This is a genomic window from Parasulfuritortus cantonensis (genome assembly GCF_004337445.1).
Taxonomy (GTDB): Bacteria; Pseudomonadota; Gammaproteobacteria; order Burkholderiales; family Thiobacillaceae; genus Parasulfuritortus; species Parasulfuritortus cantonensis.
The window spans coordinates 21133-44465 of record NZ_SJZB01000031.1; the positions used below are offsets into that span (position 1 = coordinate 21133).

Below are 23333 nucleotides of genomic sequence, written 5' to 3' on the forward strand. Positions count from 1 at the left end.
CTAAGCGGACGGCGCATTCTAACCGAATCCGCCCCGCCCGACGCCGCCGCTCGGCCGGACGGAAACGGATACCGCGGGTGTCAGCGGCCGGGCTGGGCGAGCCAGTCGGCGAGCCGTTTCTGGACCTGCTCCAGTTGGTCGGCGTTCAAGTGCGGCATGATGGCCTCGACGTTGTCCTTGGCCAGCTTGTAGCCGCCCCGGAAGGCCAGCTCGAACCAGAACAGGGCCTGGCTGTCGTCCTTGGCGACGCCCTCGCCCTTCTGGTACATGTCGCCGAGCGCGTACTGGGCGTCGGCGAGGCCCTGCCGGGCCGAACGCATGAACCAGTCGAAGGCGGCCTTGTCGTCCTCCTCGTGGCCCTGGCCGGCGCTCAGCATCACGCCGAGCATGTATTCGGACTGCGAATAGCCGGTCTTGGCGGCCTCGGAGAACAGCCGGAAGGCCCTGTCGTAATCGACGCAGGAGTAGGCGGAAAGCGCCTTGTCGTAGGCCGCCTTGTCGGCATCCTGAGCGGCATCCGGGGCGGCGCAAGCCATGCCGCTCAACAGGGCGGCGACGGCGGCGGTCAACAGGCGGCTGGTCATGTCGGCATTCTCCTCCGTGGTCATCGACCGGCATAGCTTGCCCCGTTGCGGCGCTGACTGCCAGCCGATTTTTTTGATCCCGGCCGGGCCGGGTCGAGCCGGCCCGGCCGGCGACCGCCGGCCTGCGGTATAGTCCGGAGCATGAATCCGATTCCCCAGCCCGCCCGATGAAATACTGCAGCGCCTGCGGCGCCCCGGTCAGCCGGCGCATCCCGAGCGGCGACAACCGCCACCGCTACGTCTGCGACAGCTGCGGCACCATCCACTACGAGAACCCGCGCATGGTGGTCGGCTGCCTGCCGGAATGGCACGACAAGGTCCTCCTCTGCCGGCGCGCCATCGAACCCCGCTACGGCCTCTGGACGCTGCCGGCGGGCTTCATGGAGAACGGCGAAACCACCGCCGAGGGGGCCCTGCGGGAAACCCTCGAGGAGGCCGGGGCGCGGGTCGAGATCGTCGACCTGTACAGCCTGATCAACGTGCCCGACATCGACCAGGTCTACCTGCTGTTCCGGGCCCGCCTGCTCGACCTCGACTTCGCGCCCGGCGAGGAGAGCCTGGAGGTGGCCCTGTTCGACGAGCACGACCTGCCCTGGGAACAACTCGCGTTCCGCACCGTGCGCAAGACGCTGGAACATTATTTCGAGGATCGGCGCCGGGGCCGCTTCCCGCTCCACTTCGACGACCTGGACCGCCGCTCATGAGCCAGATCACCTTCGGCTACAGCGACAGCGAGGACCGCGTCTGGCTCGCCAGTACCGGCGGCACGCGCTTCTGGCTGACCCGGCGCCTGGTCAACGGACTCCTGCGGCCGACCTGCGACCTGCTCGAGAAGACCGTGCCCGGCGGCGACGTCCCCAATGCCCTGCCGGCCAGCCAGCGCATCGCCATCGAGCACGAGGAGTCGCTCGCCGACAGTCCGGAAGGGCTGCCCGCGATCGAGAAGAACAAGGAAACCCGGGGCGCCGGCAACGCCCCGGTGAAGCCGCCCGCCCTGGTCACGATCGTCACCGTCCAGGCCGACGCCAGCCGCTGCGCCTGGATCGTCACCGCGGCGGCCAAGCCGGCCCGCATCGAGGTCAACCGGCTCGAATTCCACCGCCTGCTGGCCGCCCTGTACCGGACCGCCGAGGCCGCCGGCTGGGGCCTCGCCAATCTGCCCGGCTGGCTGACCGGCCGGCCGCGGCCGGACTGAGGGTCAGGCCCCCAGCAGGGCGTTCATCCGCTTCACGAAGCCGGCCGGATCGGCCAACTGGCCGCCGTCGAGCAGGACCGCCTGGTCGAGCACCAACTTGGCCAGTTCGCCGAAGCGTTCGCCCGCCTCGCCGTCCAGACGCTTCACCAGGGCGTGGCCGACGTTGACCTCCAGGATCGGCTTCTCGGCCGGCGCGTTCTGGCCCATAGCCTTGAGCATGCGCGCCAGGTGGCCGCTCATGTCGTGTTCGCCGGCCACCAGGCAGGCCGGGGAATCCACCAGTCGGGAACTGACCCGGACCTCCTTGACCTCGTCCTTGAGGGCCTCCTGGATGCGCTCCACCAGGGCCTTGGCCTCTTCGGCCTTGGGGGCCTCCTCCTCGGCCTGGTCGGCCGCCTCCGACTTCACGGCCGACAGGTCGAGATCGCCCTTGGCGACGCTGGCCAGGGACTTGCCGTCGAACTCGAACAGGTGCGAGACCAGCCACTCGTCGACCCGGTCGGTCAGGAGCAGGACCTCGATGCCCTTCTTGCGGAAAATCTCCAGGTGCGGGCTGGACTTGGCGGCGGCCAGGCTGTCGGCGGTGACGTAGTAGACCTTGTCCTGGCCTTCCTTCATGCGGCCGATGTAGTCGGCCAGAGAGACGGTCGGCTCGTCGCTGGCGGTGGAACGGAAGCGGCACAGGCCGGCGATGCGGTCCTTGTTGGCGTGGTCCTCGCCGACGCCCTCCTTGAGCACCTCGCCGAAGTTCTCCCAGACCTTGGCGTAGTCGTCCCGGCGGTTCTCGGCCAGGTCGTCGAGCAGGTCCAGGGCCTTCTTGACGCAGCCGGCGCGGATCATCTCCATGTCCTTGGTCTGCTGCAGGATCTCGCGCGAGACGTTGAGCGGCAGGTCGGCGGCGTCGATCACCCCGCGCATGAAGCGCAGGTAGGCCGGCATCAGCTTGCGCGCGTCCTCCATGATGAACACGCGCTTGACGTACAGCTTGACGCCGGTCTTGGCCTCGCGGTCCCAGAGGTCGAAGGGGGCGTGGGCGGGCACGTAGAGCAGGACGGTGTAGTCCTGGCGGCCCTCGACCCGGGCGTGGATCCAGGCCAGCGGGTCCTCGTAGTCGTGGCCGACGTGCTGGTAGAAGGCCTTGTACTCCTCCTCCGTGATGTCGTTCTTGGACCGGGCCCACAGCGCGTTGGCCTTGTTGACGGTCTCCTCCTCGCCCTTGTCGTTGACGAAGACGATGGGGATGGCGATGTGGTCGGAGTATTGCCGGATGACCGCCTTGATGCGCCATTCCTCGAGGAACTCGGTCTCGCCTTCCTTCATGTGCAGGACGATCTCGGTGCCGCGGCTGTCCTTGTCCACCGTCTCCAGGCTGTATTCGCCGCTACCTTCGGACTCCCAGCGCACGCCGTGCTCCTGGGTGAGCCCGGCGCGCCGGGTGGTCAGGGTGACCTTGTCGGCGACGATGAAGCTGGAATAGAAGCCGACCCCGAACTGGCCGATCAACTGGGCGTCCTTCTGCTGGTCGCCGGTGAGCTTGCCGAAGAATTCTTTGGTGCCCGACTTGGCGATCGTGCCGATGTGCTCGATCACCTCCTGGCGGTTCATGCCGATGCCGTTGTCCCGGATGGTCAGGGTCTTGGCCTCCTTGTCGGCCGAAATCCAGATCTTCAGTTCCGGCTGATCCTCGTACAGGGCGCCGTCGTTGAGCGCCTCGAAGCGCAGCTTGTCGGCCGCGTCGGCGGCGTTCGAGCACAGTTCGCGGACGAAAATCTCCTTGTGCGAGTACAAGGAATGGATCATCAGGTGCAGCAGTTGCTTGACCTCGGCCTGGAAGCCCAGGGTTTCCTTCACGTTTTCGCTCATCGTTGCAAGTCCAGAAAATGAAACCGGCCCCGTAGGTGGGGCCGGCTTGGCGATACTTCAAGAGCCAGTCAATGCTCCGTGATCTCTTGTAGCGGCGCATCGAACTTGTCGAGCGGCAAGGGCTCGGCTACGAGACAGGCCGGCCCCTCCCCCGTCGCGCGCAGGTCGTAGGCCCGGAGCGCCCGCGCCTTCCCAGGACGTTCGACTGTCATGATCCGGGCGTAATCGTGGTCGGTATTGAAGAAACGCCGGAACTGGACATAGCCCAGGCGGCCATCGCCCGTGTAGTCGCCAACCAGGTAACAGCCGGCGTATTGGCCGGAGAAATACAGGCTCTCCGACCGCTTGCCAGGCTCCAGCACGACCACCGCCCGGTCCATCACCATGTGACCACTCATGCCGAGCCCGCGGTAGTTGCTCTCCAGGCAGGTGTAGGTGCGGCGGCCGACCTGGACACGGTAGACATCGATAGTGTCCGGAAACCAGGTCATCGTATCGCGCGGGAATCCCCACTTCCTGGCCATATCTTCCACACGGAAGGTCTTCTTGCCCCAACGGAGCACTTGGACAGGTTCATCGGAATAACTGAGCGCGGGCAGCGCGGGCTGGGGTGGATCGGGTTCGAAATCGTAATCGGTCGGGGGAGCATAGTTGCCTTCCAGCATGACCGAATCAAAACGTCCGGGCACCCGGACCATCGTGCCGCTTTTAAGCGACTTGACCCATTCTTCCACAACCTCCTGGGGGACGTCTGCAGAAGCGAAGGTTGCCCATAACATCAATAGAATCCAAGCATATCTCATCTATGTTCCTTTCCGCCTGTCGCCTGCAAGTACTCCCTCGTATAACGCCAGAATACTGTCCCACCCAAGGCCGTCGTCGATTCGTAGGTACAGGTATAACGCCCTCTCTCCGAGGCGTTCCGCTTCACGCCATTCTTATCCTTCACTTCCCAATATTTCACGACTTCAGGAATCGATTTTTCCTTGACGCTATAAATATTGTGGTTGTCACTTGAAAAACGTATGCCACGATTCACTTTCTGGTGTCTTGCGTAGTTTGACTTGAGATCCGCGCCATCCCAAAACCAGGCCCCGTTCGAGTAATCGGTCAGTCCCCCGATGGCATGGCGTGCCGCCTTGACGGCTGTCTTCATTCCGGAATCCTTGCCGATGGCTTCCTCCGTGGCGTTCATCAGCCGATCGAAGCGCGCGTTGCCGTCAACGAGCACGAATGAAAACTCCTGCGCCTCTTTGCTCTGCAGGAATTGCAACAAGGTGTAGCCGCGCGCCTTCGCTTGCCGGACCATCACGCTGGCGATGGCGGCCATTTCCTCGAACACGTCCTTGGCCGAGCCTTCGCCATAGGCGACCGCCACCAGCAGGCGCGCTTCCTCGGTAACCGTGCCCACGTCATCCGGAACGGACTGGGGGATTTCACCGCCAAGGACGGAGGCGGCGGAGTAGCCGTTGGCGCCATCGTCCCATCATCGACTGCCGGGCTGTTCGCTCCCATGCCCAAAGGCCCCGGAATCCTCGATCCAGCCATGTTTGACCTCCCACCGACGGGCTGTTGACCAGCCTTTTTTCTTGTGGCGTATGTATGCACTATCGGAAATCAGTCTATCGATCCGGTCTCCCAACGCTCCCTCACCTATGTGCTTCCCTCGATGCCGTGTCAGCGCAGGCCGAGCACGTCCTGCATGTCGAACAGGCCGTTCTCCTTGCCGGCCAGGAAGCGGGCGGCGCGCAGGGCGCCGAGGGCGAAGGTCATCCGGCTGGAGGCCTTGTGGCTGATCTCGACCCGCTCGCCGACGGTGGCGAACAGGGCCGTGTGGTCGCCGACGATGTCGCCGCCGCGCACGGTGGCGAAGCCGATGGTGGACGCCTGGCGCTCGCCGGTGACGCCCTCGCGGCCGTACACGGCGCATTCCCTGAGGTCGCGGCCGAGCGCCTTGGCGATCACCTCGCCCATGCGCAGGGCGGTGCCCGACGGGGCGTCGACCTTGTGCCGGTGATGCGCCTCGACGATCTCGACGTCGTAGCCCTCGTTGAGCACGCGGCTGGCCACGTCCAGGAGCTTGAAGACCAGGTTGACGCCGACGCTCATGTTGGGCGCGAAGACGATGGGGATGTCGTGCGCCGCCGCGGCGATGGCGGCCTTGCCCGCGGCGTCGAAGCCGGTGGTGCCGATCACCAGGGCGACCTTGTGCCTGCGGCAGGCCTCGATGTGGGCCAACGTGGCCTCGGGCCGGGTGAAGTCGATCAGGACATGCGCACCGGCCAGGCCGGCATCGAGGTCGTCGACGATGGCGACCTGGGCCGGCGCCGCCACCAGTTCCCCGGCATCGCGCCCGAGATAGGGGCTGCCGGCCCGTTCCAGGGCGGCGTGGATACGCATGTCGGGGGCACCGGCCACCGCCTCCAGGAGGACCCGGCCCATGCGCCCGGAGGCGCCTGCGATGACGATGTTCATGGTCATGGCTTGGCTGCCTCCGCCGCCTCCGCCGCGGGCGCCGGCTCAGCGGGCTGGGCGGCCTCGGCCGGCTTGGCCGGGGCGGCCACGACGTCGCCCTCGATGCGTACCAGGCGGTCGCTCTCGAACAGGACGGTGATGTGGCGTTGTTCCAGGATGTCGCCGCCCTTCTTCAGGCTGTAGGCGTAATCCCAGCGGTTGCTGTGGAAGGGGTCCACGATCAGCGGGGTTCCGAGCAGGAAACGCACCTGCGCGGTCGACATGCCCGGCTTGAGCGCGCTCACCTGTTCCTGGGTCACCACATTGCCCTGCGGGATTTCGAGGTGGTATGGCGTCAGGCTCTCGATCGGGTTGAAGTTGCCGACGCGCTCGCGCCAACTGCTGCAGCCGACCAGGGGAAGCGCGACCAGGAAAACGAGTACCAATTTTCTCATCATGGATGAACCGTTAGGGAAAGCCGCGCTATGATAACGCGCCAGTCAAGCTAGAGCACACCATGACCAGTGGAGATCAACTGAAAAGCCTGGGGCTGAAGGTTACCGGGCCGCGGCGCAAGATCCTGTCCCTGTTCGAGGACACCGATCGATCCCACCTGTCGGCCGAGGACGTCTACAAAACCCTGCTTTCCGAACACGAGGACGTCGGCCTGGCGACGGTGTACCGGGTGCTCACCCAGTTCGAGCAGGCCGGCATCCTGACCCGGCACCGCTTCGACAACGACAAGGCGGTGTACGAGCTCAACAAGGGCAACCACCACGACCACCTGCTCTGCATCCAGTGCGGCCGGGTCGAGGAATTCTACGATCCCGAGATCGAACGCCGGCAGAAGAAGATCGCCGCCGACCGCGGCTTCCGCATCCACGACCACAGCCTCTACCTGTACGTCGAGTGCCTGCGCGAGGATTGCCCGCATCGCCGCCATGACGGCGATGCCGGCGAAGAGGAATCCTGATCAGCCGGCGCCGCCGGCCAGCATCTCCTCGGCGTGCCGGCGCGTCGTCTCGGTGATGGTCACGCCGCCCAGCATGCGGGCAAGTTCCTCCACCCGCTCGCTCCGCTCCAGGGCCGCCACGCGGCTCAAAGCGTGCCCGGCCACGGTCGCCTTGCTGACCCGGAAATGGCCATTGGCGCCGGCCGCCACCTGGGGCAGGTGGGTGACGCAAAGGACCTGATGGCGACGGCCGAGGTCGGCGAGCAGGCGGCCGACGATCTCGGCCACGCCACCGCCGATGCCGGCGTCGACCTCGTCGAACACCAGCACCGGGGCGCCGGCCGTTTCCGACAGGATGGTCTGCAAGGCCAGGCCGATGCGCGACAGCTCGCCGCCCGAGGCCGTCTTGGCGAGCGGCTTGGCGCCCTGGCCGGCATGCGGCGCGACCAGGAACTCCACCGATTCGAGGCCGGTGGCCTCCGGCTGGCACGCCGCCAGCGCCACCTCGAGGCGGCCGCCCTGCATGGACAACCGCTGCATCGCCTGGCTCACCGCCTCGGCCAGGCGGGCGGCCGCCTCCCGGCGCCGTCCGCTCAGGCTGTCGGCCAGCTTCATGTAGGCCGTCCGCGCCGTCTCGGCCGCGCGCGCCAGCCCGGCCGGGTCGGCCAGGCGTTCCAGCTCGGCCAGGCGCGCGCTCGAGGTTTCCAGCAGCGCCGGCAGTTCCTCGGGCCGGACCCGGAACTTGCGCGCCGCGTCGCTGATCGCCGCCAGACGCGCCTCGGCCTGCTCGAGCGCCTCCGGATCCAGGTCGACCCGCTCGGCGTAGTGGTTCAGCTCGCGCACCGCCTCGCCGGCCTGGATCAGGGCGCCGTCGAGCATCTCGACGGCACCGGCGAGGTCGGCGTCGATCTCGGCCAGACCGGCCAGGCGGCCGTGCGCGGCGTGCAGGCGGCCGAGGACGCCCTGCGCTTCGTCGTCCAGCAGGCCGGACAACTGCTGGACGCCCTGGAGCAGCTCGGCGGCATGGGCCAGGCGGCGATGATCGTCCTGCAGGCGGCCCCACTCCTCCGGACTGAAGGCCAGGGCGGCCAGTTCGTCGACCCGCCATTGCAGGCGTTCGCGCTCCTCGGCCGCCTCGGCGGCATGGGCTTCCGCCTCGCGCCGCGCCTTGTCCCGGGCCTGCCAGTCGCGCCAGGCCTCGGCCACCCGGGCCGCCAGGTCGCCGGCACCGGCGTACTGGTCCAGGATGCGGCGCTGCTCGCCGGCCCGCAGCAGCGAGTAATGGGCATGCTGGCCGTGGATGTCGACCAGGAACTCACCCGCCTCCTTGAGCTGGGCCAGGGTCACCGGGCGGCCGTTGACGAAGGCGCGCGAGCGGCCGCCGGCCTCGATCACGCGGCGCAGCAGGCAGGTGTCGTCGTCGCCCTCCAGGCCGTTTTCGCGCAGCCAGGCGGCCAGTTCCGGGGTCACCGCGAAGCTGGCCGTCACCTCGGCGCGGTCGCCGCCGGTGCGCACCACGCCCGATTCGGCACGCTCGCCCAGGGCCAGCTGCAGGGCATCGAGCAGGATGGACTTGCCCGCCCCGGTCTCGCCGGTGAGCACCGAAAAACCGGCCCCGAACTCCAGGTCCAGGCGATCGACCAGGACGAAGTCCCGGATGGACAGGCCGAGGAGCATCAGAGCTTCTCGCCCCAGCGCAGCTTCTGGCGCAGGGTGTCGTAATAGTTGTGGTCGACCGGCTGCAGCAGGCGCACGGTGTTGCGGGCGCGCTGGATGACGACCCGGTCGCCGATGCGCATGTCGCGATGGCTCTGGCCGTCGAAGTGAACCCGGCAGTCGTCGGCGTGGATCAGGTTGATCTCGATCTCCGACCGGCTGTTCACGGCGATCGGCCGCGCCGACAAGGTGTGCGGGCAGATCGGCGCCAGCACCACGGCCTCCAGGGTCGGGTGCAGGATGGGCCCGCCGGCCGACAGGGCATAGGCGGTGGAGCCGGTCGGCGAGGCCACCACCAGGCCGTCGGCGCGCTGGCTGTAGACGAACTTGTTGTCGATGTAGACCTCGAACTCGATCAGCCGGCCCGTGGCTCCCTTGCTCACCACCGTGTCGTTGAAGGCATACATGTGGAACTGCAGGTCGCCGGCGCGTTCCAGGGAGCAGTCGAGCATGATGCGCGGCTCCTCCACGTAGCGCCCGGACAGCATCTCGTCCAAGGTGGCCTGCATGGTGTCGACGGAGACGTCGGCCAGGAAGCCCAGGCGGCCCTGGTTGATGCCGATCAGCGGGACGTGGAAGTCGACCAGGGTGCGCGCCACGGCCAGCATGGTGCCGTCGCCGCCCATGACGATGGCTAGGTCGATTTCGTTGGCGATATCCATCAGCGGCGCGCAGGGCAGCTCGGTGAGATGGCAGAACTCGGCCGTGTGCGTGGTCAGCACCACCTCGTGGCCGCGCTGGATGAGGAAATTGGCCAGCCTCAGCATGTAACCGCTGATGCTGGTGCTGTCGTGTTTGCCCACCAGGGCGATCTTCTTGAAAATTTGTGGCATAGGCGGAATTATAGAGTCGAGTTTCCCTGTGAACGATGGCCAAAGAATGCTCAATGAACGTGCCCGCATCCTGCTCAAGACCCTCGTCGAATGCTACATCGACGACGGCCAGCCCGTGGGCTCCCGCACCCTGGCCAAGCAAACCGGCCTGAACCTGTCGCCAGCGTCGATCCGCAACATCATGTCCGACCTCGAGGAAGGCGGCTACATCGCCAGCCCGCATACCTCGGCCGGCCGGGTGCCGACGCCCAAGGGCTACCGCCTGTTCGTCGACACCCTGCTGACCGTCAAGCCGCTCGCCAACCCGGACCTGAGCCGCATCGAGGCGAGCCTGGTCCCCGACGACCCGCAGCGCCTGGTCACCTCGGCGTCGCGCCTGCTCTCGGAGCTGACCCAGTTCGCCGGCGTCGTGGTCGCCCCGCACCGGCGCCAGCAGGTGTTCCGCCAGATCGAGTTCATCCGCCTGTCGGACAAGCGCATCCTGCTCATCATCGTCACCCCGGACGGCGAGGTCCAGAACCGCATCCTGATCACCGACCACGCCTACAGCGAGAGCCAGCTCGTCGAGGCGGCCAACTTCTTCAACCGGCACTACGGCGGCCTGTCCTTCGAACTGGCGCGCAGCCGCCTGGTCCAGGAACTCTCCGACCTGCAGTCCGACATCAGCCGGCTCATGCAGGCGGCGGTCCAGGCCGGCAGCGAGGCCTTGGGCCAGAACGGCCCCGGCTACGTGCTGAGCGGCGAAGTGAACCTGCTTCGTGCCCCCGACCTGGCCACCAACATGGAACGCCTGCGCCAGCTGTTCAACCTGTTCGAACGCAAGACCGACCTCATGCAACTGCTCGACCTGGGCGGCCGCGCCAACGGCGTGCAGCTCTACATCGGCGCCGAATCGGGCGTCACCCCGCTCGACGAATGCAGCGTCATCGCCGCGCCCTACGAGGTGGACGGCCAGGTGGTCGGTACCCTCGGGGTGATCGGGCCGACCCGCATGGCCTACGAACGGGTGATCCCGATCGTCGACATCACCGCTCGCCTGCTCTCCAACGCCCTCTCCTTCCACTGACTTGCGGGCGGCGCCCGCCGTACTGCCGACCATGACCGACTTCCTGCCCGAGCCGCCCTTCCGTCACGACCAGCCCAGCCGCATCGGCGTCCTGCTCGTCAACCTGGGCACACCCGACGCCCCCACGGCGCCCGCCCTGCGTGCCTACCTGAAGGAATTCCTGTCCGACCGCCGCGTCGTCGAACTGCCGCGCGTGCTCTGGTGGCCGATCCTCAACGGCATCATCCTGAACACGCGGCCGGCCAAGTCGGCGGCCAAGTACGCCAGCATCTGGCTGCCCGGCGGCTCGCCGCTCAAGGTCCATACCGAGCAACTGACCGCGCGGCTGGCGGCCGAACTGGGCACCCGCCTGGGCCTGCCCCTGGTGGTCGACTACGCCATGCGCTACGGCCGGCCCTCGGTGGCGGCCGCGCTGACCGCCATGCGGGAGAAGGGTTGCGACCGTATCCTGGTCCTGCCGCTCTACCCGCAGTACGCGGGCAGTACCGTCGGCACCGCCCTGGACGCGGTCCACCGCGTCCTGCTCAAGACCCGCACCCTGCCGGACGTCCGCAGCGTGCGCCACTACCACGACCGGCCCGGCTACATCGGCGCGCTCCGGCAGAGCGTCGAGGCCTATTGGGCCGAGCATGGCCGCCCCGACATCCTGGTCATGAGTTTCCACGGCGTACCCAGGCGGACGCTGGAACTGGGCGATCCCTACCACTGCGAATGCCTGAAGACCGGGCGCCTGCTCGCCGAGGCCCTGGGCCTGGCACCCGAGCAATACCGCATCACCTTCCAGTCGCGCTTCGGCAAGGCCGAATGGCTGCGCCCTTACACCGCCGACACCCTGGTCGAACTGGGCCGCACGGGAACCGGCCGGGTCGACGCCATCTGCCCGGGTTTCGCGGCCGACTGCCTGGAGACCCTGGAAGAGATCGCCATGGAGGGCAAGGCCAGCTTCCTCAACGCCGGCGGTCGCGAGTTCCATTACATCCCGGCCCTGAACTGCCGGCCGACCTGGGTGGCCGCGCTGGCCGACCTGGCCGAGGAACAGCTGACCGGCTGGCTGCCGGATCCGGAGCAGCATGCCGGCGACGCGGAACGACTGCGCGAGCGGGCACGCCGGGCGATCGCCGCCGGAAGCCCGGAATAGGCCAGAAAACCCCGGCAATATTAGGGTTTGCTTGTTGAATAATTGCCATCGTTCTTCCATCATCACGAGGCAAATCAAGGGCGCCTTCGGGCGTGGTTACTTGATTCGGTTTGGCGGCCTGGCCGCCATTTTGTCAAGCTTGGAGGAGCATTATGAAAAAAACCCTCGCTGTAACTCTGGTGCTGGCTGGCACGCTCGGTGCTGTCGCCACGGCTCAGGCCGTCGACGTGCGTGCCCGTTTCATCGCGGCCAACTGCTCGTACTGCCACGGCCCCGATGGCAAGAGCCGCGGCGCGATTCCCAGCCTGGCCGGACTCGAGCCGGGCTACTTCGTCGCCCAGATGAAGGCGTTCAAGGACGGCTCCCGCCCCGCCACCGTCATGAAGAAGCACGCCAACGGCTACAGCGAAGCCGAATACGAGGCCATGGCCAACTACTTCGCTTCCATCAAGTAATCGCGATCAGGAGAACACAATATGACCATCAATCGTCGCGACTTTCTGAAAGTCTCCGCTGGTGCCGCGAGCCTCGCTGCGGTCGGCACCCTGGGTGGCTGCGCTTCCGTGCAGACCGGTAGCGCCGGGCCCAAGGTCGTCGTGGTCGGCGCCGGCTTCGGCGGCTGCACCTTCGCCAAGTACCTGAAGGCCTGGTACCCGGCCGCCAACGTGACCCTGATCGAACCGAACGACCACTTCACCTCCTGCCCGTTCTCCAACACCGTGCTGGCCGGCATCAACAAGATGGAAGACATCGAGTTGCCGTACACCTACATCAGCAAGCTGGTGGACACCTGGGTGCCGGACACCGTGGTCGCCATCGACACCGCCAAGCAGACCGTCACCACCGCCGGCGGCAAGACCTTCCCCTACGACCGCCTGGTCCTCTCCGGCGGCATCGAACTGCTGTTCGACCGGGTACAGGGCTACGACGCCGAGACCCAGAAGACCATCAAGCACGCCTGGAAGGCCAGCCGCGACCAGACCGGCGTCCTGCGCCAGCAACTGGAAGCCATGCCCGACGGCGGCACCTTCGTGATGTCGGTGCCGATGTCGCCGTACCGCTGCCCGCCCGGCCCGTACGAGCGCGCCTGCATGGTCGCCACCTACTTCAAGGAAGCCAAGCCGAAGTCCAAGATCATCATCCTGGACGGCAACCCGGACATCGCCTCCAAGAAGCCGCTGTTCCTGGCCGCCTGGAAGAAACACTTCGGCTACGGCACCGACAACAGCATGATCGACTACCGTCCGAACAACATGCCGCGCTCGGTCGACGCCAAGAAGATGATGGTCGGCACCGAGTTCGACGACGTCAAGGGCGACGTCATCAACGTCGTGCCGCCGATGCGCGCCGCCGCGGTCACCGGCCTGGCCGGCGTGCGTGACGGCAACAACGGCAACTGGTGCACGATCGATTACCTGACCTTCGAGTCCAAAGTCGCCAAGAACGTCCACATCCTGGGCGATTCCGCGCTGACCAACTTCCCGAAGTCCGGTTCGGTCGCCAACAACACCGGCAAGATGTGCGCCTACGCGCTGTCGGAAATCTTCGCCGGCCATCAGCCCGACCCGGCCCCGGTGGTGACCAACACCTGCTACTCCGGCACCGGCCAGGGCACCGCCTTCCACGTCGCCACGGTGTTCCGCTGGAACGAGGAGAAGAAGTCGCTGGTGCCGCCCAAGGACGCCAACGGCATCTCCGCCGAGGAAAGCGAACTGGAAATGGCCTACATGGAAGCCTGGGCCATGAACGTCTGGTCCGACACCCTCGACCTGCCGGCGGACTACAAGTTCACCGCCAAGGGCTGAGCCGGTCGTCCCGTACCGACCAGGGGGCTTCGGCCCCCTTTTTCATTGCTGGCCCGTCAACCGCCGTCGGCGTCCGGTCGTGACGCCGGGACCGACTTGCGCGGCCACAGACGCCAGCCGAGCAGGCAGAGCAGGCCGCCGACCAGGGCCGCGGCGAGGCCGAGGCCGCCGAAGGTGATGACGAAGACCTCGGTCGCCCGGTCGCTGTAGCCGGTGAACATGGCCACGGCCAGCCAGGTACCGTACAGGACCATGGGCATCCCGATCACGAACAGGGTGGCGGCGGCAACGGATCTGAGCATGCCGGTCTCCTCAATCGCTCCGTCCGGCCATGGCCTGCACCTCCGCGCTGCGCCGGGTCGGCCGCGCCTAGAGATCGAACACCTGGTCGGGGACCAGGGCACGCGGGCTGCCGCAGGGCAAGGCCACGCTCGCCAGTTCGGCCATGATCGCGTCCTCGCCACCCGGTTTCAGGTGGGTGATCCACACCGACACGCCCGGCTTCAGTTGGGCCAGGTCCGGCAACAGGGTGGCCGGGCAATAGTGCCCGGAGACGTCGGCGATGTGCTTGAGATCGTTGGCGAAAGAGGTCTCGACGATCAGGTGTTCGAGGTCGTCGGTGGCATTGGCGATGGCGATCAGGTCGGGATGGCTGCCGGTATCGCCCGAGAACAGCAGGCTGGCACGCTGGCCGCGCAGCAGGTAGCCGACCGCCGGCCGCCCGTGCTTGGCCGGGATGGCGGTAATGGTGCGGCCGGCCATCGGCACCGGGGCGCCGACCGCCAGCGGCGCGTAGGCCAGATAGGGCTTGTCGGCGGTCGGGACGCGGGCGAAGTCGGGCCAGAGATGCCAGTTGAACAGGTGGGCCTTGAGGGTATCGATCACCTCCGGCAGGGCGTGCAGCACCAACGGCGCCGCCCGCCCGACGCCGACGCTGTCGAGCAGCGGCGGCAGGGCCAGGATGTGGTCCAGGTGGGCGTGGGTGACGAACAGGTTGGCGATCCCCGCCATCTCCTCCAGACTCAAGCGCATGACCCCGCTGCCGGCATCGAGGAGGATGTCGTCGTCGATCAGGAAGGAGGTGGTCTGGCGCCCGCCGCCGATACCCCCGGAACAGCCCAGTACCCTGATTCTCATGGTTCGGCCCCGCTCATTTGGTGGTGAATGTGAAGGCGCCGTCCCAGTCGTCTGGGGGCGGTTCGGCCCGGAAGTGGGCGATGCGGCCGAGGTAGACGTCGTACAGCTTGGTCGGCCGCCGGCCGTTCAGCACCTGCAGCTTCGCCTCCGCGGCATCCCAGCGCCGGGCCAGGTAGTCGGCCAGGGCGGCCTCGAACTCGGCGGCCTCGTCCAGGCGTTCCTTGGCCACCTCGCTGGCGATGCCGAGCGGTTCGTAGATGGTCACGGGCACCTGCTTGCCCTTCACGCGCACCCGGTCGACGGTCATGAAGGCGAGGTCCGGGCAGGCCGCCTTGGTGTCCTCGCCGATCAGGACCAGGGAGCCGTACTGGCGGGTCAGGCCTTCCAGGCGCGAGGCCAGGTTCACGGCGTCCGCCATCACCGTGTAGGCCATGCGGAACTGGGAACCCATGTTGCCGACCGACATGCGCCCGGTGTTGACGCCGACGCCGATGCGCACCGGCGGCCAGCCATGCGCCTCCAGTTGCGGGTTCAGCTCCGCGAGGGTGGCCTGCATGGCCATCGCGGTGAGGACGGCGTCGCGGGCGTGGCGCTCGTCGCTCATGGGCGCGCCCCAGAACGCCATGATGGCGTCGCCGATGTACTTGTCGATGGTGCCGCGGCTTTCCTGCACCAGCTTGGTCATGTGCGACAGGTAGGCGTTGAGCATGTCGGCGAGCTGCGAGGCCTCGAGCTTCTCCGAGATGCTGGTGAAGCCGACGATGTCCGAGAACAGCACGGTCATCACCCGCGATTCGCCGCGCAGGCTGTAGCGCTCCGGGTCCTTGGCCATCTCGTCGACCAGTTCCGGGGGGACGTACTGGCCGAACAGGCGGGTGATCTGGGCCTTGGAACGGGCTTCGACGAAGAAGCCGTACGACATGTTGATGACGAACAGGCCGAGCACGGTGACCAGGGGCGAGGCCGCCGCGAGGTGCATGTTCCAGGCCCGCCAGAGGTAGTAGTCGCCGGCAAGCAGGCCGGCGCCGACCAGCAGCGTCGCGAGCAGTGCCCAGATCGGCGCCGCGAAGGGCAGCAGCACCGCCATGGCGAGGCCGGCGAGCAATACGGTCAGGACCTGGATCCGGGTTGCCGAGAGCGGCTCCCATTTGACCGCGCCGTCGAGGATGCCCGAGATCATGTTGGCGTGGATCTCGACGCCGGGGAAGACCTGGGCCGTCGGGGTCACGCGCAGGTCCATGATGCCCGGCGCGCTGGAACCGATCAGCACGGCCCGGCCTTCCAGCTTGGCGGCCTCGGCGCTGCCGTCGAGCACGCGTGCGGCGGAGACGTATTCGAATGCGCCCGGCGGCCGGTACGGCACCATGGCGCGCGCCTCGGCGTCGAGCGGGATGACCAGGCCGTCCAGGTCCAGGGCCGGCGGGCGCGCCCCGGCGGCCGGGCGGACCGTCGGCGTCCCGGCGCCCATGGCCTGCTGGGTGGTCAGCAGGGCCAGCGAGCCATAGCACTTGCCCTGGTGTTCGATGACCAGGGGCATGCGCCGGGCGACGCCGTCGAAGTCGGCCTCCATGTTGAAGAACCCGGCGGTCGCCGCCTTGGCCTGCAGGCTGGGCAGGTTGGCGCTGTAGGCTTGGCCGACCTCGGGCCGGATGCCGACCTTGTGCAACCCGGCGCAGTCCAGCAGGGGGGCCGGCAGGCCGTCCGGATTGGTGGTCTCGGCGCCCTGCGCGAAATTGAAGTAGTAGCCGAGCACCGACGGCCAGCCCGCCACCGCCTGGCCCAGCTTGGCGTCGTAGTCGAGGCCGGGACGCAGTTGTTCGAGGAGGCCGGCAAAGCCGGCGTCGCCGGCCAGGCGGCCCTTGGCCAGATGCTCCAGCACCGGCAGGCCGGAACTCTGGTCCGGCTCGGCGAAGACGATGTCGTAGCCGACCGAGGCGACGCCGTATTGCTGGAACAGGTTCTCGGTCAGCCTGGCCATCTTGTCGCGCGGCCAGGGCCAGCGGCCGACTTCCTGCAGGCTCTTCTCGTCGATGTCGACGATCACCACCCGCTCGTCCACGGCCCGGATCATGCCCAGGTTGAGCTTGTAGTCGTACAGGGCGGCATCGAGCTTGTCCAGGATGCCCAGGTGATAGACGCCGGCGACGTGGCCGAGCAGCAGGGCCAGGAAAACCAGGCTGGCGGCGAACTGCTGCACGAAGCGGCGGCCGCGCAGGTTCATGGCGGGAAGTTTGAACTTGGGCAAGGGCATCGTCAGTCGTCGATCATGTCGGGATTGTATCCCGGTATGGTCCGGACATCGGGGTCGTCGTTCTGCTCGGGATCAAGATACCGGCGCGCGTAGTCCATATAGACCCGCTCGCGCATGAAGACGTCGAACAGGTCGGGGTCGATGTGCTGCTCGACCTTCATGCGTCCCAGTATCGCCAGGGTCTCCGAGAGCGGCTTGCCCGGCTTGTAGGGACGGTCGCGCGCGGTGAGCGCCTCGAAGATGTCGGCGATCGCCATCATGCGGGCCGGGATCGACATCTGGTCGCCGGTCAGGCCGCGCGGATAGCCCTTGCCGTCCATGCGCTCGTGGTGGCCGGCGGCATATTCGGTGACGTGGCGCAGGTGCTTGGGCCAGGGCAACGCCTCGAGCATGGCGATGGTCATGTCGATATGGCGGTTGATGATGCCCCGCTCGGCGTCCGACAGGGTGCCGCGCGGGATGGCCAGCATGGCCGCCTCCTCGGCATCCAGGAGGGGCCGCTCGGCGCCGTCCGGGCCGTGCCAGCGGTACCCGCCGGCGAGTGCGCCGAGACGCGCCGTGTCCTGCTCCGACATCGCCTCGCCGCCCTGGTTGATGCGGCGCAGGAAGGTGCGTGCGGCATCCAGCTCGGCATCGGCCTCGGCCTGGCCGGCGTCGACCTCGGCGCGCCAGCCGGCGTCCGGCGCCAGGCGTGCCAGTTGGGCCTCCAAGGCGCGGATGCGGGCGTCGCGCCGGAGCACCTCGATGCGGGTGTCGACGAGGGCGATACGGTCGAACAGGGTCTCCAGCTTGGTCGACTTGTCGACCACGTGGACGGGCGTGGTGATCTTGCCGCAGTCGTGCATCAGGGCAGCCAGTTCCAGTTCCCGGCGCATGGCGTCGTCGAGGACGAAGTCCTTGAGCGGCCCGGCCCGGGTGCGGTCGGCGGCCTCGGCCAGGAGCATGGTGATGATGGGCACGCGCTGGCAATGGCCGTGGGTATAGGGCGACTTCTCGTCCAGGGCGGCGTTGATCACCTTGATGAAGGCGATGAACAGGGCCTCCAGGCGGCTGATCAACTGGCGCTTGTTAAGCAGCATGGCGGCCTGGGAGGCGAGCGACTCGGCCAGGTACTGGCTGTCGCGGTCGAAGGCCACGACCTGGCCGGACGCCGGGTCGAGGGCGTTGATCAACTGCAGGACGCCCATGATCTCGTCCTCGTGGTCGATCAGCGGGACGGTCAGGAAGGACTGCGAGCGGTAGCCGTTGGCCTGGTCGAAGGCGCGCGCCCCGGAGAAGTCGTACTCGGTGACCGCGTACACGTCCTCCAGGTTGATGGTCCGGCGCCGGTTCGCCGCCGCCGCCGAGACCGCGTGCAGGTTGGCCGAACCGTCGGCCTGGCGCAGCGGGATCGGCGTCAGGGTCAGGCGCTCGCCGGCCGGGCCGCCCAGGCGCAGGGCCAGGCTGTTGTTGCGGATGATCTCGAAGTGCAGGGCGCCGTCGCGCGCCAAGTACAGGGTGCAGCCGTCGGCGTCGGTGAGTTCCAGGGCGGCGTCGACGATGTGCCCGAGGGTCCGGTCCGCATCCGGCTCGGCCGACAGTTCGATGCCCACCGCCACCAGGCGTTCCAGGCGTTCCAGCAGATTCGATCGCTTGCTCGTCACGGAGACTCCTCCAGTTTCGTGGCGCGGGCGGCGACTCCAATGATAGGCAAACCACGGCCATCGCGCATGGCGTTATCATGCCGGCCATGGACGCCATCATCCAAGACCTGACCCGACGCGGCGCCGGCCTGCTCGCCTGGCTGCGCGCCTGGCGCGGCTTCGGCCACTTCGCCGCGGTCGCCATCGTCGAGGCCCTGACGCCGGCGTCCTACAACAACGCCACCCGCTCGGTGGTGCAGAAGCAGATATATTTCACCGCCTGGCAGATCCTGCCCACCTTCACGGTGTTTTCCGCCGTGCTGTCCTTCGTGCTGATCCAGATCGTGGTCGACACGGCGCGCAATTACGGCTTCGCCCAGCACGCCCTCGAGGCCTCGGTGCGCATCCTGGTGCTCGAGATACTGCCCCTGCTCACCGCCCTGTTCGTCGGCCTGCGCTCGGGCGCGGCGATCAACACCGAGGTCGCCCTGATGGTGGTGCACAACGAGATGAAGGCGCTCGAGGATACCGGCGTCGACCCGATGCGTTTCGAGTTCATCCCGCGCGTCATCGGCGGCGTCATCTCGGTCCTGGCCCTGACCGCCGTGGCGAGCGCCGTCGCCCTGGTCCTGGCCTACCTGGCGGTGTACGGCTTCCAGGCCTGGAGCGTGCACGAGTACAACCGCGTCATGGGCAACATATTCAACCTGCCGGTCATCGCCATGCTCTGGGCCAAGGTGTTCGCGTTCGGCCTGGCGGTGACCGTGATCCCGATCTCGGAGGGCCTGGCGGCCCCCGCCGGCAAGCTGTTCTTCGTGCCCATCTCGGTACTGCGCGGCATGGTGCGGCTGTTCTTCGTCCTGATGCTGGTCGAGGTGCTCTCATTAGTGCTCAAGTACATCTGAAATGGGTGGCCGACGATGCCGACCGGCGCGTCGTCATCGCCCCCGCGCATGACCCGGACAACTCCCTGGTGTCCGAGGAACTGCCCCTGCGCGCCAACCTGTCGGTGCTCGAGAACATCGCCATCGTGCCGCAGTACCGGCACAACATGGCCTACGAACAGGCGGCCGACCTGGCCTGGACGCTGCTCGTGCGCCTGAACCGGAGCGACTGCGCGTTCAAGCGCGATCCCGACCTCAGCCACGAGGAGCGTTTCGTCGCCAAGCTGTTGCGCGCCGTGATCCGGGCGCCTTCTATAATCTTCATCGACCGGCCGGCGCTGCTGCTGCCGGATACCCATTACCCGCCCTTCGTCTCGGCGACCCTGGACGGGGTCGCGGACAAGATCAACGAATGCTGGATCGTGGACTACTCATGGAACGAGCCCCTGTACGCGCCCCGCTGATCAAGAACCTGGAATTCAAGGTCGGCCTCCTGCTGGTCCTCACCCTGCTCCTGGCCGTGACCTTCCTGGTCTATGCCCTGTACGTGCGCGGGGCCTTCGAACGTACCAACCGGCTGACCCTGGTGACCGAGAACGCCGAAGGGGTCGAGGCCGGCATGACCATGACCTACGCCGGCTTTCCGGTCGGCCGGGTCAAGCGCATGGACCTGACTGAGACCGGCCAGGTGCGCATCGAGATGGCCATCCCGGTCAAGGACGCCAAGTGGCTGCGCGAGACCAGCGTGTTCACCCTGGAGAAGTCCATCGTCGGCGGCGCCAAGATCCGCGCCTTCTCCACCGACCTGAAGGCGCCCCTGTTGCCGAACGGCGCCGAGCGGCCGCTCTACACCGGCGACGCGGCCAAGGACCTGCCCGAGATCATGGCCGAGGTGAAGTCGATCCTGGCCAACGTGAACGCCATCACCAAGGCCGATTCCAGCCTCAGCCAGAGCCTCGCCCACGTGAAGACCGTGACCGAGCGCATGGCCGGCCAGTACGGCGTCCTCGGCGGCATGCTGGGCGAGCCGGAAAACGCCGCCAAGGTGGTCCAGACCATCGACCACGCCAATACCCTGGTGACCAGCCTGAACGGCGTCTCCCAGAAGGCCGACGGCATCCTGGGCAAGACCGACCAGCGCATGTTCGGCAAGGACGGCGTCATGGACGAGGCCCAGAAGGCGGTGGTGCAGATCAACGGCATCCTGGGCGACGTGCGCGACAGCCTGAAGAAGGCCGACGCCATCCTGGCCAACGGCCAGGCCATCTCGGCCAACGTCAAGGACGCCACGGTGGACATGGCCGGCCTGCGCGCCGAGGTGGACGACAGCCTGGCCAAGGTCAACGGCCTGATCAACGAGATCAACCGCAAGTGGCCGTTCGCCCGTGACGTGGAGGTGAAACTGCCATGATGCGCCGCGCCGCCCTGCTCAGCCTGCTCGCCCTGGCCGCCTGCGCCGGTTCGCCGCCCCCGCCGGACTGGAAGATGAATGCCCAGAGCGGCCTCGAAGGCTTCCAGAAACACTACCTGGACGGCAACGCCCGGCTGGCCGACCTGAGCTTCGCCAAGGCGCGCGCCGAGGCGGCGCGCACCGGCCGGCCGGACTTGGTCGCGCGCATCGAACTGGCCCGTTGCGGCGTGCGCGCCGCCGCCCTGGAATTCGACGACTGTCCGGGCTACCAGGCGCTCGCCGAAGGGGCCGCGCCGGCCGAACGCAGCTATGCCGCCTTCCTGTCCGGCGCCTGGCAGGGCCTCGATGCCAAGACCCTGCCGACCCAGTACGCCCCGGTGCTCAAGGCCGGCGGCGAGGCCAAACTGGCCGAGGTAGCCGACCCGGTATCCAGGCTGATCGCGGCCGGCGTCCTGTTCAAGGCCGGCCGATTGCCGCCGGCCGGCATCGTGGACGCGGTCGAGACCGCTTCCGGACAGGGCTGGCGGCGCCCGCTGCTGGCCTGGCTGGGGGTCGAACTGCAACGCGCCCGGGCGGCCGGAGACGGCGACGCCGCCGCCCGCATACAGCGCCGCATCGACCTCGTCGCCACGTCGGTCAAACCCTGATTCGCCGCTTGCTAAAGACGAGCAATTTACTCATATAATCGTCCTACCATTGGGGGAGACGATACGATGACTAATTTGCTGTCCTGGTTGAACGCGCCGTGGCCATGGTATGTGGCCGGCCCGCTGATTGGTTTGATGGTGCCGCTGATGCTGGTCATCGGCAACCGTTCGTTCGGCATATCCAACAACCTGCGCCACCTGTGCGCGATCACCCAGCCGAACCAAATCGATGTCGATTTCTTCAAGTACGACTGGAAGGAACACACCTGGAGCCTGGTCTTCGTGATCGGCACCGGCCTGGGCGGGTTCCTGGCCGGCGTGGTGTTCGCCAACCCGGACCCGGTCGCCCTCAGCCCGGCGGCCGTGGCCATGATCCACAACTGGGGCTTCGCGGCCCCTGCCGGCCTGCTGGTCCCGCCCGAACTGTTCGACCCGACGCTGCGCAACCTCACCTTCCTGTTCGCCGCCGGCGTTCTGGTCGGCTTCGGCACCCGCTATGCCGGCGGCTGCACCTCCGGGCACGCCATCACCGGACTGTCCACCCTGCAACTCGCTTCGGTCTATGCGGTACTCGGCATCTTCGCCGGTGGCCTGCTGTCGGCCTGGCTGCTCGTGCCGCACCTGCTGAAATGAAACGCTACCTTCCCTACCTGCTGGCCGGCCTCGCTTTCGGCTTCGTCCTCGTGAAGTCGGAAGCGGCCTCCTGGTATCGCATCCAGGAAATGTTTCATTTCCAGAGTTTCCACATGTTCGGGATCATGTTCACGGCCATCGCCACCGGCCTGGCCAGCGTCCAGGTCATCAAGTACCTGGGACGGCGCCGGTCCCTGGACGGCCAGACCATCGAGATTCCCGTGAAGCCGCCCGGCCGCAAGAGCTACATCCACGGCGGCTTCATCTTCGGCCTCGGCTGGGGCTTGATCGGTCTCTGTCCCGGACCGGTATTCGCCCTGGTCGGCACCGGCTCGATCGGTGCCCTGGCGGTGCTCGCCGGTGCCCTGCACGGCACCTGGCTGTACGGTGCCCTGAAAGACAAGGTACCGCATTAAATCCATTGATTGGGATGTCAAATTGTTGTTTTGACAGGCTCATGCCGGCGTTCTAACCTTGCCGGCGGCATAGCCCGTCTTAACTTGAATGTCCTGCGGAACGGGCTCCGGACGCCCGAATTTGATTGAGGAGACAAAATGCGTAAACAGCTGTTGACCCTGGCCGCCGCCATCGCCTGCGCCGGCACCGCCCAGGCCGCCCCCCTGATGTCCACCGAATGGGCCCAGCAAGCCTGCCAGTACTGGAACACCAACACGGCCCTGACCAAGGACCTGTTCGAGAAGTGGGGCAAGAACGACGGTGGCCGCGGCTACAAGGTGATCCACATGTACCGCACCGACTGCGGCGAGGCGACCAAGGTCGAGATGACCATCTCCACCAAGGACGGCAAGACCAGTTGCGTATACGCCGGCCCCGTCCAGCACGCCAAGCTGGACCCCGGCATGGACTACAAGATGCACGCCGAAACCAAGCGCTGGCACGAGATGGGCAACGGCGAGTACGGCCCCATGCGGGCCATGATGTTCGGCCGCCTGCAATTCGAAGGCCCCAAGGTCGAGGCCATGAAGGTGATGGGCCCGTTCGAGCAGTTCCTGCTCATCCCCGGCAAGATTCCGGGCGACGACACCTGCCCGGGCAAGTAACCTGCTCCACCCCGAGAATAGGCCCGCCTCGTGCGGGCCTTTTCTTTGCCCGCGGCCCCGAGCGCAAGCGCCACCCTGTCG

General features: G+C 67.2%; 26 protein-coding genes. 14 read left to right on the forward strand and 12 right to left on the reverse strand.

Translation table 11 applies throughout. The annotated features are described in order from the left end of the window. Positions 1-80 precede the first annotated feature (80 nt). The gene (locus EZJ19_RS08135; RefSeq protein ID WP_165873517.1) at positions 81-584 is read right to left on the reverse strand and encodes a tetratricopeptide repeat protein; all 504 of its coding nucleotides are present in this window, start codon (positions 582-584) and stop codon (positions 81-83) included. A 167-nt stretch (positions 585-751) separates the two neighbouring features. On the opposite strand from EZJ19_RS08135, the gene EZJ19_RS08140 reads away from it, so the two are divergent. After that, a complete protein-coding gene (locus EZJ19_RS08140) occupies positions 752-1288 on the forward strand; it encodes an NUDIX hydrolase (RefSeq protein WP_131446464.1) in 537 nt (178 codons plus the stop codon). Then, positions 1285-1779 (forward strand): hypothetical protein, encoded by a 495-nt coding sequence (locus tag EZJ19_RS08145; protein ID WP_131446466.1) that lies wholly within the window; start codon positions 1285-1287, stop codon positions 1777-1779. Before EZJ19_RS08140 ends, EZJ19_RS08145 begins: the two co-directional genes overlap by 4 nt. Before the next feature lie 3 nt (positions 1780-1782). Here the strand turns inward: EZJ19_RS08145 and htpG are convergent, their stop codons facing one another. The 5 genes from htpG to EZJ19_RS08170 all read right to left on the reverse strand — a co-directional run bounded on the left by htpG (position 1783) and on the right by EZJ19_RS08170 (position 6554). Next, complete coding sequence (gene htpG, locus EZJ19_RS08150; RefSeq protein WP_131446468.1) at positions 1783-3642, reverse strand: molecular chaperone HtpG; 1860 nt, start codon at positions 3640-3642, stop codon at positions 1783-1785. Between the two features lie 68 nt (positions 3643-3710). After that, on the reverse strand, positions 3711-4421 hold the full coding sequence (locus EZJ19_RS08155; RefSeq protein ID WP_131446470.1) for a hypothetical protein: 711 nt from the start codon (positions 4419-4421) through the stop codon (positions 3711-3713). A 20-nt stretch (positions 4422-4441) separates the two neighbouring features. Further along, positions 4442-5053, reverse strand: a complete 612-nt coding sequence (locus tag EZJ19_RS08160) for a hypothetical protein (RefSeq protein WP_131446472.1) — start codon at positions 5051-5053, stop codon at positions 4442-4444. Between the two features lie 266 nt (positions 5054-5319). Beyond that, positions 5320-6123 (reverse strand): 4-hydroxy-tetrahydrodipicolinate reductase, encoded by an 804-nt coding sequence (gene dapB / locus EZJ19_RS08165; RefSeq protein WP_131446474.1) that lies wholly within the window; start codon positions 6121-6123, stop codon positions 5320-5322. Beyond that, entirely contained in the window at positions 6120-6554 is a 435-nt protein-coding gene (locus EZJ19_RS08170) for an outer membrane protein assembly factor BamE (protein WP_240754703.1), read from the reverse strand. Before EZJ19_RS08170 ends, dapB begins: the two co-directional genes overlap by 4 nt. Positions 6555-6613: 59 nt before the next feature. Between EZJ19_RS08170 and fur the strand changes: the two genes are divergently transcribed. After that, positions 6614-7069, forward strand: coding sequence for a ferric iron uptake transcriptional regulator (gene fur, locus EZJ19_RS08175; protein ID WP_131446476.1), 456 nt, complete (start codon positions 6614-6616; stop codon positions 7067-7069). On the opposite strand, the gene recN is transcribed toward fur, so the two are convergent. Further along, positions 7070-8725, reverse strand: a complete 1656-nt coding sequence (recN, locus tag EZJ19_RS08180) for a DNA repair protein RecN (RefSeq protein WP_131446478.1) — start codon at positions 8723-8725, stop codon at positions 7070-7072. It lies immediately after the preceding gene. Then, positions 8725-9597 carry an NAD kinase gene (locus EZJ19_RS08185; protein WP_131446480.1) on the reverse strand — a complete coding sequence of 291 codons (873 nt, stop codon included), beginning with the start codon at positions 9595-9597 and terminating at the stop codon, positions 8725-8727. The genes recN and EZJ19_RS08185 overlap by 1 nt, the downstream gene beginning before the upstream one ends. A gap of 46 nt (positions 9598-9643) precedes the next feature. Here EZJ19_RS08185 and hrcA point away from each other — a divergent pair, with 46 nt between their 5' ends. The 4 genes from hrcA (at position 9644) to EZJ19_RS08205 (ending at position 13606) form a co-directional block, all read left to right on the forward strand. Beyond that, entirely contained in the window at positions 9644-10663 is a 1020-nt protein-coding gene (gene hrcA / locus EZJ19_RS08190) for a heat-inducible transcriptional repressor HrcA (protein WP_131446482.1), read from the forward strand. Positions 10664-10694: 31 nt separating this feature from the next. Further along, entirely contained in the window at positions 10695-11801 is a 1107-nt protein-coding gene (gene hemH, locus EZJ19_RS08195; protein WP_131446484.1) for a ferrochelatase, read from the forward strand. 152 nt (positions 11802-11953) lie between these two features. After that, positions 11954-12256 (forward strand): c-type cytochrome, encoded by a 303-nt coding sequence (locus tag EZJ19_RS08200; protein WP_131446486.1) that lies wholly within the window; start codon positions 11954-11956, stop codon positions 12254-12256. 21 nt (positions 12257-12277) lie between these two features. After that, the gene (locus tag EZJ19_RS08205) at positions 12278-13606 is read left to right on the forward strand and encodes an FCSD flavin-binding domain-containing protein (RefSeq protein ID WP_131446488.1); all 1329 of its coding nucleotides are present in this window, start codon (positions 12278-12280) and stop codon (positions 13604-13606) included. A 56-nt stretch (positions 13607-13662) separates the two neighbouring features. Here the strand turns inward: EZJ19_RS08205 and EZJ19_RS08210 are convergent, their stop codons facing one another. From EZJ19_RS08210 to EZJ19_RS08225, 4 genes are all read right to left on the reverse strand, one after another. Beyond that, entirely contained in the window at positions 13663-13908 is a 246-nt protein-coding gene (locus tag EZJ19_RS08210) for a hypothetical protein (protein ID WP_131446490.1), read from the reverse strand. A 67-nt stretch (positions 13909-13975) separates the two neighbouring features. After that, the gene (locus tag EZJ19_RS08215) at positions 13976-14743 is read right to left on the reverse strand and encodes a 3',5'-cyclic-nucleotide phosphodiesterase (protein WP_131446492.1); all 768 of its coding nucleotides are present in this window, start codon (positions 14741-14743) and stop codon (positions 13976-13978) included. 13 nt (positions 14744-14756) lie between these two features. After that, positions 14757-16994, reverse strand: a complete 2238-nt coding sequence (locus tag EZJ19_RS08220; protein WP_240754704.1) for a CHASE2 domain-containing protein — start codon at positions 16992-16994, stop codon at positions 14757-14759. Positions 16995-16996: 2 nt separating this feature from the next. Continuing rightward, on the reverse strand, positions 16997-18637 hold the full coding sequence (locus EZJ19_RS08225; protein ID WP_131446494.1) for an HD-GYP domain-containing protein: 1641 nt from the start codon (positions 18635-18637) through the stop codon (positions 16997-16999). 86 nt (positions 18638-18723) lie between these two features. On the opposite strand from EZJ19_RS08225, the gene EZJ19_RS08230 reads away from it, so the two are divergent. The 7 genes from EZJ19_RS08230 (at position 18724) to EZJ19_RS08260 (ending at position 23252) form a co-directional block, all read left to right on the forward strand. Beyond that, positions 18724-19521, forward strand: coding sequence for an MlaE family ABC transporter permease (locus EZJ19_RS08230; RefSeq protein WP_165873518.1), 798 nt, complete (start codon positions 18724-18726; stop codon positions 19519-19521). A gap of 5 nt (positions 19522-19526) precedes the next feature. Continuing rightward, on the forward strand, positions 19527-19964 hold the full coding sequence (locus EZJ19_RS08235; RefSeq protein ID WP_131446498.1) for a hypothetical protein: 438 nt from the start codon (positions 19527-19529) through the stop codon (positions 19962-19964). Further along, positions 19934-20911: an MlaD family protein gene (locus EZJ19_RS08240; protein WP_131446499.1), complete on the forward strand. Its 978-nt coding sequence runs from the start codon at positions 19934-19936 to the stop codon at positions 20909-20911. The genes EZJ19_RS08235 and EZJ19_RS08240 overlap by 31 nt, the downstream gene beginning before the upstream one ends. Further along, positions 20908-21558 carry a hypothetical protein gene (locus tag EZJ19_RS08245; RefSeq protein WP_206199369.1) on the forward strand — a complete coding sequence of 217 codons (651 nt, stop codon included), beginning with the start codon at positions 20908-20910 and terminating at the stop codon, positions 21556-21558. Before EZJ19_RS08240 ends, EZJ19_RS08245 begins: the two co-directional genes overlap by 4 nt. A gap of 66 nt (positions 21559-21624) precedes the next feature. Further along, a complete protein-coding gene (locus tag EZJ19_RS08250) occupies positions 21625-22191 on the forward strand; it encodes a YeeE/YedE family protein (RefSeq protein WP_131446501.1) in 567 nt (188 codons plus the stop codon). Beyond that, positions 22188-22607 (forward strand): DUF6691 family protein, encoded by a 420-nt coding sequence (locus tag EZJ19_RS08255; RefSeq protein WP_131446503.1) that lies wholly within the window; start codon positions 22188-22190, stop codon positions 22605-22607. The genes EZJ19_RS08250 and EZJ19_RS08255 overlap by 4 nt, the downstream gene beginning before the upstream one ends. Positions 22608-22745: 138 nt before the next feature. Beyond that, positions 22746-23252, forward strand: coding sequence for an SCP2 sterol-binding domain-containing protein (locus tag EZJ19_RS08260; RefSeq protein ID WP_131446505.1), 507 nt, complete (start codon positions 22746-22748; stop codon positions 23250-23252). The last annotated feature ends 81 nt before the right edge of the window (positions 23253-23333 follow it).

Excerpts from the sequence above, each read along its gene's own strand:
- EZJ19_RS08135 (WP_165873517.1), bottom strand. The coding sequence starts at position 584 with ATGACCAGCCGCCTGTTGACCGCCGCCGTCGCCGCCCTGTTGAGCGGC.
- EZJ19_RS08140 (WP_131446464.1), top strand. The coding sequence starts at position 752 with ATGAAATACTGCAGCGCCTGCGGCGCCCCGGTCAGCCGGCGCATCCCG.
- EZJ19_RS08145 (WP_131446466.1), top strand. The coding sequence starts at position 1,285 with ATGAGCCAGATCACCTTCGGCTACAGCGACAGCGAGGACCGCGTCTGG.
- htpG (WP_131446468.1), bottom strand. The coding sequence starts at position 3,642 with ATGAGCGAAAACGTGAAGGAAACCCTGGGCTTCCAGGCCGAGGTCAAG.
- EZJ19_RS08155 (WP_131446470.1), bottom strand. The coding sequence starts at position 4,421 with ATGTTATGGGCAACCTTCGCTTCTGCAGACGTCCCCCAGGAGGTTGTG.
- dapB (WP_131446474.1), bottom strand. The coding sequence starts at position 6,123 with ATGACCATGAACATCGTCATCGCAGGCGCCTCCGGGCGCATGGGCCGG.
- EZJ19_RS08170 (WP_240754703.1), bottom strand. The coding sequence starts at position 6,554 with ATGATGAGAAAATTGGTACTCGTTTTCCTGGTCGCGCTTCCCCTGGTC.
- fur (WP_131446476.1), top strand. The coding sequence starts at position 6,614 with ATGACCAGTGGAGATCAACTGAAAAGCCTGGGGCTGAAGGTTACCGGG.
- recN (WP_131446478.1), bottom strand. The coding sequence starts at position 8,725 with ATGCTCCTCGGCCTGTCCATCCGGGACTTCGTCCTGGTCGATCGCCTG.
- EZJ19_RS08185 (WP_131446480.1), bottom strand. The coding sequence starts at position 9,597 with ATGCCACAAATTTTCAAGAAGATCGCCCTGGTGGGCAAACACGACAGC.
- hrcA (WP_131446482.1), top strand. The coding sequence starts at position 9,644 with ATGCTCAATGAACGTGCCCGCATCCTGCTCAAGACCCTCGTCGAATGC.
- hemH (WP_131446484.1), top strand. The coding sequence starts at position 10,695 with ATGACCGACTTCCTGCCCGAGCCGCCCTTCCGTCACGACCAGCCCAGC.
- EZJ19_RS08200 (WP_131446486.1), top strand. The coding sequence starts at position 11,954 with ATGAAAAAAACCCTCGCTGTAACTCTGGTGCTGGCTGGCACGCTCGGT.
- EZJ19_RS08205 (WP_131446488.1), top strand. The coding sequence starts at position 12,278 with ATGACCATCAATCGTCGCGACTTTCTGAAAGTCTCCGCTGGTGCCGCG.
- EZJ19_RS08210 (WP_131446490.1), bottom strand. The coding sequence starts at position 13,908 with ATGCTCAGATCCGTTGCCGCCGCCACCCTGTTCGTGATCGGGATGCCC.
- EZJ19_RS08215 (WP_131446492.1), bottom strand. The coding sequence starts at position 14,743 with ATGAGAATCAGGGTACTGGGCTGTTCCGGGGGTATCGGCGGCGGGCGC.
- EZJ19_RS08220 (WP_240754704.1), bottom strand. The coding sequence starts at position 16,994 with ATGCCCTTGCCCAAGTTCAAACTTCCCGCCATGAACCTGCGCGGCCGC.
- EZJ19_RS08230 (WP_165873518.1), top strand. The coding sequence starts at position 18,724 with ATGGACGCCATCATCCAAGACCTGACCCGACGCGGCGCCGGCCTGCTC.
- EZJ19_RS08240 (WP_131446499.1), top strand. The coding sequence starts at position 19,934 with ATGGAACGAGCCCCTGTACGCGCCCCGCTGATCAAGAACCTGGAATTC.
- EZJ19_RS08245 (WP_206199369.1), top strand. The coding sequence starts at position 20,908 with ATGATGCGCCGCGCCGCCCTGCTCAGCCTGCTCGCCCTGGCCGCCTGC.
- EZJ19_RS08250 (WP_131446501.1), top strand. The coding sequence starts at position 21,625 with ATGACTAATTTGCTGTCCTGGTTGAACGCGCCGTGGCCATGGTATGTG.
- EZJ19_RS08255 (WP_131446503.1), top strand. The coding sequence starts at position 22,188 with ATGAAACGCTACCTTCCCTACCTGCTGGCCGGCCTCGCTTTCGGCTTC.
- EZJ19_RS08260 (WP_131446505.1), top strand. The coding sequence starts at position 22,746 with ATGCGTAAACAGCTGTTGACCCTGGCCGCCGCCATCGCCTGCGCCGGC.